Origin of the sequence: Thiocapsa sp. (assembly GCF_035467215.1) — a bacterium.
GTDB lineage: Bacteria > Pseudomonadota > Gammaproteobacteria > Chromatiales > Chromatiaceae > Thiocapsa.
In genome coordinates this window covers 1-8,655 of record NZ_DATITZ010000349.1, presented here as the reverse complement: position 1 = coordinate 8,655, position 8,655 = coordinate 1, and the positions used below count along the sequence as shown (strand labels likewise).

Annotated in this window: 6 protein-coding genes; 5 read left to right on the top strand and 1 reads right to left on the bottom strand. The window is 65.5% G+C overall.

Going from position 1 to position 8,655, the window contains the following annotated elements:
- Positions 1-186: TorF family putative porin (locus tag VLR48_RS18845; RefSeq protein ID WP_325293258.1), on the bottom strand; the 186-nt coding region annotated here is incomplete at its 3' end.
- Positions 187-588: 402 nt separating this feature from the next.
- Here VLR48_RS18845 and ubiK point away from each other — a divergent pair.
- The 5 genes from ubiK to VLR48_RS18820 all read left to right on the top strand — a co-directional run bounded on the left by ubiK (position 589) and on the right by VLR48_RS18820 (position 8,494).
- Positions 589-855 (top strand): ubiquinone biosynthesis accessory factor UbiK, encoded by a 267-nt coding sequence (ubiK, locus tag VLR48_RS18840; protein ID WP_325293257.1) that lies wholly within the window; start codon positions 589-591, stop codon positions 853-855.
- A gap of 22 nt (positions 856-877) precedes the next feature.
- Entirely contained in the window at positions 878-2,398 is a 1,521-nt protein-coding gene (locus tag VLR48_RS18835; RefSeq protein WP_325293256.1) for a YifB family Mg chelatase-like AAA ATPase, read from the top strand.
- 183 nt (positions 2,399-2,581) lie between these two features.
- The gene (locus tag VLR48_RS18830; protein ID WP_325293255.1) at positions 2,582-4,489 is read left to right on the top strand and encodes an ATP-binding cassette domain-containing protein; all 1,908 of its coding nucleotides are present in this window, start codon (positions 2,582-2,584) and stop codon (positions 4,487-4,489) included.
- Between the two features lie 148 nt (positions 4,490-4,637).
- Positions 4,638-7,151 carry a glycogen/starch/alpha-glucan phosphorylase gene (locus VLR48_RS18825; RefSeq protein ID WP_325293254.1) on the top strand — a complete coding sequence of 838 codons (2,514 nt, stop codon included), beginning with the start codon at positions 4,638-4,640 and terminating at the stop codon, positions 7,149-7,151.
- A gap of 146 nt (positions 7,152-7,297) precedes the next feature.
- Entirely contained in the window at positions 7,298-8,494 is a 1,197-nt protein-coding gene (locus VLR48_RS18820; protein ID WP_325293253.1) for a PP2C family protein-serine/threonine phosphatase, read from the top strand.
- Positions 8,495-8,655: the final 161 nt, after the last annotated feature.

Below are 8,655 nucleotides of genomic sequence, written 5' to 3'. Positions count from 1 at the left end.
GTCGAGCCCGCCTTGAACAGCCGGTCCGTCATCGGTCTGAGTCAGCCCGCGGAACATGTAGTTGCTGACAACGCCGATATTGGCGCTGAAGTTGTGCGTCTCGTCGGCCGCGGCGATCTGGAAGGTGCCGGCGCTCATGGTCAGCGCCCCAAGCGCCAGGACGGTTCCGATGCGTCGTGTTGTCATTGCTGTGTGCCTCTCGATGATGCGGGCTTGCTGGTCGAGGTTGAAAAATACCGGCTGGTGCCCGGATGTCCCCGCCGGTTGTGACGTTGTGATGTCGAGAAAGCAGATAGCGTGCCATGCCTCGATGCACCCACTGGGAAGAGGTATTTCGGCATCATGTGCCAAACTCGCAACAAGGATGCGCACCAAAATAGCGCGCATGCGGAGGGCCCGGAGATCGGCCGCACCAAAAACGCGCGCCGATACAGCCCCTGACTGAAAGCCGGCGCACTTGCGCGGCGGCCCGTCCTATAATGGCGGCTGCATTCGGAGCGATTGAGTCATCGCGGGATCGGCCTTCGCATCCCGGCATCCACTCCGGACCCACCGGTCAAGCACAGACCGCAGCACAGAGGAACCCCCATGTTGGATCCCAAACAGCTCGACGATCTCGCCCAGCGCCTCGCATTGGCGATGCCCAAGGGCATCCAGATGTTGCAGGAAGACATCGGCCGCAATCTCCGAGCCTCGCTCGAATCCGGCTTGGACAAGCTCGACCTGGTGACCCGCGAGGAGTTCGACGTCCAGTCCGCCGTCCTGGCCCGCAGCCGCGAGAAACTGGCGGTGCTCGAGGCGCGCATTGCCGAGCTCGAGCGCGCGCTCGCACCCGGACGAGCAGGGGCGGATTGAGGCACCGATACCGAGCAGGGTCGTGGCCCTCTGTATCCTGCACAGCCGCGCGCGGGTCGGCATTCATGCCCCGGCCGTGACGGTCGAGGTCCATCTCTCCGGAGGGCTGCCCTATCTGTCGATGGTCGGACTGCCCGAGATGGCGGTCAAAGAGAGCAAAGACCGCGTGCGCGGTGCCTTGCTGAACGGCCGGTTCCAGTTTCCGGTGGGACGGGTCACCATCAATCTTGCACCGGCAGACCTTCCGAAGGAGGGCGGACGCTTCGATCTGCCGATCGCGCTCGGCATCCTCGGCGCGTCCGGCCAGATCGTCACCGAACGGCTGGATCGCTACGAGTTGATCGGCGAGCTGGCGCTCTCGGGCGGATTGCGGCCGGTCAACGGCGTCTTGCCCGTCGCGGTAGCGGCACGCGAGGCGGGCCGCGAGCTGATCCTGCCTGCGGAGAATGCCGCGGAGGCATCGCTGGTCTCGGGGCTCGAGATCCGACCGGCGCGGCACTTGATGGAGGTCTGCGAGCATCTGAACGGGACGCGCGTGCTGCCGACCTTCGTGGCGGGCGAGCGGAGCTTCGTCGAGCCCGCATATCCGGACCTCTCGGAGGTCAGGGGTCAGGAGCATGCGAAACGGGCTCTGGAGATCGCTGCCGCAGGCGGCCACAGTCTGCTGTTGATCGGCCCGCCGGGCACCGGAAAGTCGATGCTGGCGAATCGGCTCCCCGGGCTCCTGCCGTCGCTGAGCGAGGACGAGGCGCTCGAGGCGGCCGCGATCCGCTCGGTGAGCGACCGCGACCTGTTCGACCCGGCGCGCTGGCGCGAGCGTCCGTTTCGCTCGCCGCACCACACCGCATCCGGGGTCGCGCTGGTGGGCGGAGGCAGCAACCCGCGGCCCGGCGAGATCTCGCTCGCGCACCAAGGGGTCTTGTTTCTCGACGAGCTGCCCGAGTTCGACCGCAAGGTGCTGGAGGTCTTGCGCGAACCCTTGGAGTCCGGTCATATCGACATCTCGCGGGCCGCGCGTCAGGCGCGCTTTCCGGCGAGGTTCCAACTGGTCGCGGCGATGAATCCCTGTCCCTGCGGTTATCTCGGCGACAACAGCGGGCGTTGTCGTTGTACCCTTGACCAGGTGGGACGTTATCGCGGGCGCATCTCCGGACCGCTGCTGGACCGGATCGACATGCACGTCGAGGTCCCTCGGCTGGACCTCTCTCGGCTCGGCGATTCAGCCTCGGAGACGCGAGAGACGACAGCGATCGTGCGACAGCGCGTGGATACCGCTCGCGCCCGCCAGATCACGCGCGCGGGCAAGGCCAATCATGTCCTCGGACCGGCCGAGATCGAGCGCGACTGCGCACTGGAGCCCGACGGGCAACGCATGATCCAACAGGCGATCACACGTCTGGCCCTATCGGCTCGGGCCTATCACCGGATTCTGAAGGTGGCCCGAACGATTGCGGATCTCGACGGTCTGGCTCGGATCGAGCAGCGGCACCTCGGCGAGGCGATCGGGTACCGTCGACTGGATCGCGGCAACCCGGCGCCGTGATCAAACCGCGTCCGGCCAGACCTGCGCGATCTGATGCGCCCATGCGCCCTGAGCAGGGGCGTGACTTAAACTAATTTTTTAAAATTTTAAACCGCGCCGACTCGAGCGGACGTCAAGTCTGCCGGGCCCGATCCCATCCAAAAACATCGCATACCGCTCCGAGCGCGGTTTAGACCCGACACCATGCTCCAGCTCCAATCACTCAGCCTGCGCCGCGGCCCGCATCTCTTGATCGAGGCCGCCGACGTCACCGTCTATCCGGGTCAAAAGGTCGGGTTGGTCGGCTACAACGGCTGCGGCAAATCGAGCCTCTTCGCGCTGTTGCTCGGGGATCTCCATGCCGATGCCGGCCAGGCCACGATCCCTGCCGGCTGGGAGGTCGCCCATGTCGCCCAGCACACCCCGGACAGCGAGGGCGCGGCCATCGACTTCGTGCTCGACGGCGACGCCGAGCTGCGCCGCATCCAGGCCGAGCTGGCACGGGCCGAGGCGGACGGCGACGGCCTGCATCAGGGCGAGCTGCTGGGACGGCTGGAGGCGATCGACGCCTACGGGGCCGAAAGCCGTGCGGCGCGACTCCTGCACGGGCTCGGCTTCGCTCCCGGCGACGAGCACCGTTCGGTCAATAGTTATTCGGGCGGCTGGCGGATGCGTCTCGCCTTGGCGCGCACCCTGATGTGCCGCTCGGATCTGCTGCTGCTCGACGAGCCGACCAACCACCTGGACCTCGACGCCGTGATCTGGCTCGAAGGCTGGTTGAAGGCGTATCCGGGAACGCTCCTGCTGATCTCCCACGACCGCGACTTCCTCGACGCCGTGACCGGACACATCCTGCATCTGGACCGCCAGCACCTGACCCTCTACGCGGGAAACTACTCCGCCTTCGAGCGCCAGCGCGCCGAGCGCCTCGCCCAGCAACAGGCCGCGAGCGAGCGCCAACAACGCGAGATCGCGCACATGCGCAGCTTCGTCGAGCGCTTCCGGGCCAAGGCCACCAAGGCACGCCAGGCGCAAAGCCGTCTGAAGGCGCTCGAACGCATGGAGCTGATCGCGCCGGCTCATGTCGACTCGCCCTTTCGATTCGAGTTTGCACCCGCCGAGAACCTGCCGCGCCCGCTCGTGCGCCTGGACGAGATCGCGGCAGGCTATGGCGACAGGCCCGTCATTGAGGGGGTCGGACTCAGCCTCAACCCCGGGGATCGCATCGGGCTGCTGGGGCGCAACGGGGCAGGCAAATCCACCTTCATCAAGGTCCTGGCCGGGGAGCTGACCCCGTCGAGCGGGCGTTTGGAGCGCGCTCAGGCCCTGAAGATCGGCTATTTCGCGCAACACCAGATCCACCAACTGCATCTAGACGACAGCCCGCTCGGCCATCTACGACGTCAGGATCCGGGCGCGACCGAGCAGGCCCTGCGCAGCTATCTGGGCGGATTCGGATTCGAAGGCGATCGCGCACTCGGCCCGGTCGGCCCGCTCTCGGGCGGCGAGAAGGCGCGGCTGGTGCTCGCGCTGCTCATCCGCCAGCGGCCCAATCTGCTCCTGCTCGACGAGCCGACGAACCATTTGGACCTCGAGATGCGGCATGCCTTAACCGAGGCGCTCCAGGGATTCGACGGCGCCCTGGTGCTGGTCTCGCACGATCGTCACCTGCTGCGGGTCACCGCCGACACGCTCCTCCTGGTCGACGCCGGTGCAGTACGTCCGTTCGACGGAGACCTCGACGACTATCCGGCCTGGCTGGCCAACAACGACCGGAGTCGCAGCCCCGAGGGTACGCGCCCGACCGAGGCGGCGCCGGGCGGCGCAAGCGACGGAGGCGACCGCAAGCAACAGCGTCGCCAGGCGGCACAATCGCGCCAGACCCTGCAGCCGCTGCGACAAAAGGAAAGAACGCTGGAGAAGCGCATGGAAGCGCTGACGACCCGCCGCGCAGCACTGGAGCAAGCACTCGCCGATCCGGACCTTTACGCCGCGGAGGCCAAGACCCGATTGCTCGCGCTGCTCGACGAGCAACGCCAGGTCTGCGCCGACCTGGAAGCCACCGAGGAGGCATGGCTCGAGGTCAACGAGGCGATCGAGCAGGCTCGATAGTTGCTTAATTGACCCGACGAGACCGTCAAGGAGACCTTCACGCAACGACCGATTCCGCTCGACCGAGCTGATCACGCCTCTCGCACCCGACGCGATTCGGCACCTCGGTCCGAGCCCCACCCCAACCGATCAAGGATCCAGCGGCGCCATGTCACCGTTTAAAAACATCATCAGTGCCCGACCGAACGAGCAATTCTTCGACCTGCCCCCGCTGCCGATGACCCCGGAGGGCATCGCACGCGATTTTCAGCACTACTACGCCTATACCTTCGGGCGGGATCGCGACTGCCAGTCCGCCTACTATCCTTACAAGGCGCTCGCGATCGCGCTGCGCGACCGTCTCATGGAGCGCTGGAAAGGCACCCGGCACGCCTATGAAGAGGCCGGTTGCAAGCGCACCTATTACCTTTCGCTCGAGTTCCTGATGGGGCGCACCCTCTCCAATGCGATGCTCAATCTCGGCGTCGGCGATGCGGCCGCCAAGGGGCTGTACGACCTGGGCATTGCGCTCGAGGAGATCGCCGGCAACGAGCCCGACGCAGGCCTGGGCAACGGCGGCCTCGGTCGGCTCGCGGCCTGCTTTCTCGACTCCTGCGCCACCCTGCAGCTTCCCGTCAGGGGCTACGGACTGCACTACGAGTACGGAATGTTTCGCCAGCTGATCGAGAACGGCAACCAGATCGAGGAGCCCGATCATTGGGTCCGCGACGGCAACCCCTGGGAATTGGAGCGCCCCGAGTTCACCCAACGCATCCAGTTCGGCGGCCACACCGAGACCCACAAGGACAACGACGGGCGCCACGTCGTGCGCTGGGTCAACACCAACGACGTGCTCGCCGTGCCCTACGACATCCCGATCCCGGGTTATCGCAACGGCACCATCAATACCCTGCGCCTGTGGAAGGCCGCCGCGACCGACGAGTTCGATCTCGGCGAGTTCAACTCGGGCAGTTATCCCGAGTCGGTTGCGCAGAAGAACGCCGCCGAGCACATCACCATGGTCCTCTACCCCAACGATGCCAGCGAGAACGGCAAGGAGCTGCGCCTGCGCCAGCAGTTCTTCCTCGCCAGCGCCAGCATCAAAGACGTGCTGCGCGATTGGATCCGTCTGCACGGACCCGACTTCAGCACCTTTGCCGAGAAGAACTGCTTCCAGCTCAACGACACCCACCCGGCGGTTTCCGTCGCCGAGCTGATGCGTCAGCTCATGGACGATCATGGGCTCGAATGGACGCAAGCCTGGGCCATCACCCGCAAGACCATGGCCTATACCAACCACACCCTGCTGCCCGAGGCGCTCGAGCGCTGGCCGGTGCGTCTCTTCGAGCGCCTGCTGCCGCGCATCCTCCAGATCATCTACGAGATCAATGCCCGTTTTCTCGCCGAAGTGGCAACCCGCTGGCCGGGAGACAACGACCGTCTGAGACGCATGTCGCTGATCGAAGAAGGGTACGAGTCTCAGGTCAGGATGGCCTATCTGGCGATTGTCGGCAGCTTCTCGGTCAACGGGGTCGCCGGACTGCACTCCCAGCTGCTCGTCGAGGGTCTGTTCCGCGATTTCTACGAGCTTTGGCCGGATAAATTCAACAACAAGACCAACGGCGTGACCCCGCGCCGCTGGCTGGCCATGTGCAATCCCGGGCTGCGCGAGCTCCTCGACGAGACGATCGGCACCGAATGGGTGCGTGATCTGGGCCAGCTCGAACGCCTCGCGCCTTATGCCGAGAACGCGGATTTCCGCGAACGATGGCATCGGATCAAGCAGGACAACAAGCGTTGCCTCGCCGCCACGGTCGAGCAGCTCTGCCGAGTCTCCTTCCCCATCGACGCGCTCTTCGATGTGCAGGTCAAACGCATCCACGAGTACAAGCGTCAGCTGCTCAACGTCCTGCACGTGATCCATCTCTACAACCGCATCAAGCGCGGCGACACGCGGGACTGGACACCGCGCTGCGTGCTGATCGGCGGCAAGGCGGCGCCCGGCTACCAGATGGCCAAGCAGATCATCAAGCTGGTCAACAACGTCGCCCGCGCGGTCAACGGCGATCCGGAAACCGAGGGCCTGCTGCGGGTCGCCTTCATCCCGGACTACTGCGTCTCGCTGATGGAGGTCATCGCGCCCGGCACGGATCTCTCCGAGCAGATCTCGACGGCCGGCAAGGAGGCGTCCGGCACGGGCAACATGAAGTTCATGATGAACGGCGCCATCACCATCGGCACACTCGACGGGGCCAACATCGAGATCCGCGAGCAGGTCGGGGACGAAAACTTCTTCCTGTTCGGCCTCACGGCCGCCGGGGTCGAGTCTCGGCGGGCCCACTATGACCCGAACGGCATCATCGCCAGCGACTCGGCGCTCCTCGAGGTGATGAGCTTGCTGGAGTCCGGCCATTTCAACCAGTTCGAGCCGGGCATCTTCGATCAGATCATCCTCTCGATCCGCAACGCCCATGACCCCTGGATGACCGCCGCGGACTTCCGCAGCTATATCGACGCGCAAGAGCAGGTCGATAGCGCCTACCGAGACCGCGAGCGCTGGCTACGCATGAGCATCCTCAACACCGCCCACAGCGGCTACTTCTCCTCGGACCGCACCATCGCAGAGTACAACCGCGATATCTGGAAACTGACATCGGTCGCGCCCGAATCCTTGGACGGATGACGGAACCGGCCTCGGACGTGCTCGTGCACGCCCGAGGCAGGACCCGCAGGCCGATCCCACCCGCGGGAAGCCGTTCGCAATCCTGCCCTACGCGCCTATGGTATAAGGCGTCGTGTCCAATTCCACGGCGAGACCGACCAGCCGCCATGCGTATCCTGATTGCCGAAGATGCAAGCGACGCGAGGGAGATTCTCGGGCGCCTGCTCAAGCGTTGGGGGCATGAGGTCGTAACGGCCAGCAACGGCCGCGAGGCCTGGGAGATCCTCGAGCGCGAGACGATCCGTCTGGTCATCAGCGATTGGATGATGCCCGAGGTCGACGGGCTGGAACTCTGCAGACGGGTCCGCGCCGTGGAGCGGGACCACTACACCTACTTCATCCTCTTGACCGCCCGCGACGACAAGGACGACCTGATCGAGGGCATGACCGCGGGTGCCGATGACTTCCTGACCAAGTCATTCAACTTCGAGGAGCTGCGCGTCCGGCTGCGCGCCGCCGAGCGCATCTTGAGCCTCGAAAGCCAGCTCGCCTCGCGCAACAGCAAGCTCGAGGAAACCAACCGCAAACTCCATGCCGCGCTCGACCGGATCGAGCAGGATCTCCGAGCCGCAGCGGCCCTGCAGGCCAGCCTCTTGCCGAAGGATCCGAACGTGTCGCCCGCGCTCGCCTTGGCCTGGTTGTTCCTGCCCGCGACCGAGATCGGCGGCGACATCTTCGACTTTTTCCGTTTGAACGATCGCGATCTGGGGTTTTATCACCTCGACGTCGCCGGGCATGGCGTTCCCTCGGCGATGATGTCGGTCACGCTGAGTCGCACCCTGTCCGCGGAGCTCGGCGAGGGGCATCTGATCGCACCGCCCGGAGACGAGCGTCGCGTCAGGGCCCCGGATGCCGTCGTCGCAGACCTCAACCGGCGTTTCCAGTCCGGCGACATCGCACCCTATTTCACCATGGTGTACGGCTATATCGACACCGATACGGGGCGTGGCGAGTTGTGTCAGGCGGGTCACCCCCATCCGCTGCTGGCGCGACGCGACGGGCGCGTCGAGCTGGTCGGACACGGGGGTTTTGCCGTCGGGATGCTCGAAGGCGTCCCCTACGACTCGGTCGGCTTCACCCTGCAGCCCGGGGACCGACTGATCCTCTACTCGGACGGCATCACGGATTGTCGCAACACCCAAGGCGAGAGCTTCGAGATCGAGCGTTTGATCGGCCTCGCCGGCGACTGCATCGATACGCCTGCGGCAAGCTTGACGACGCGCGTGGACATGGCCTTAAGGGACTGGCGCGGAGCGGGTGAGATCGAGGACGACATCTCGCTGTTGGTCCTCCAGCGGCGATGACCGATCGGACCGGGGCTCGGACTCGGCTCCGTTGCCCCGAAGGGCGAAGAGGGACAGGGTGAACAAGGACACTGCCCAACGCCGCCGCAGAGCGCTATCCTTAGATGCGCATGCGCTCGCCCCGCGATCGAGCACCAGCGACATCGAGACGCCTCGGGTCC

What these genes read in the sequence shown, in the direction of transcription:
- VLR48_RS18820 (WP_325293253.1), top strand. Translation starts at nt 7,298, where the DNA reads ATGCGTATCCTGATTGCCGAAGATGCAAGCGACGCGAGGGAGATTCTC.
- VLR48_RS18830 (WP_325293255.1), top strand. Translation starts at nt 2,582, where the DNA reads ATGCTCCAGCTCCAATCACTCAGCCTGCGCCGCGGCCCGCATCTCTTG.
- ubiK (WP_325293257.1), top strand. Translation starts at nt 589, where the DNA reads ATGTTGGATCCCAAACAGCTCGACGATCTCGCCCAGCGCCTCGCATTG.
- VLR48_RS18825 (WP_325293254.1), top strand. Translation starts at nt 4,638, where the DNA reads ATGTCACCGTTTAAAAACATCATCAGTGCCCGACCGAACGAGCAATTC.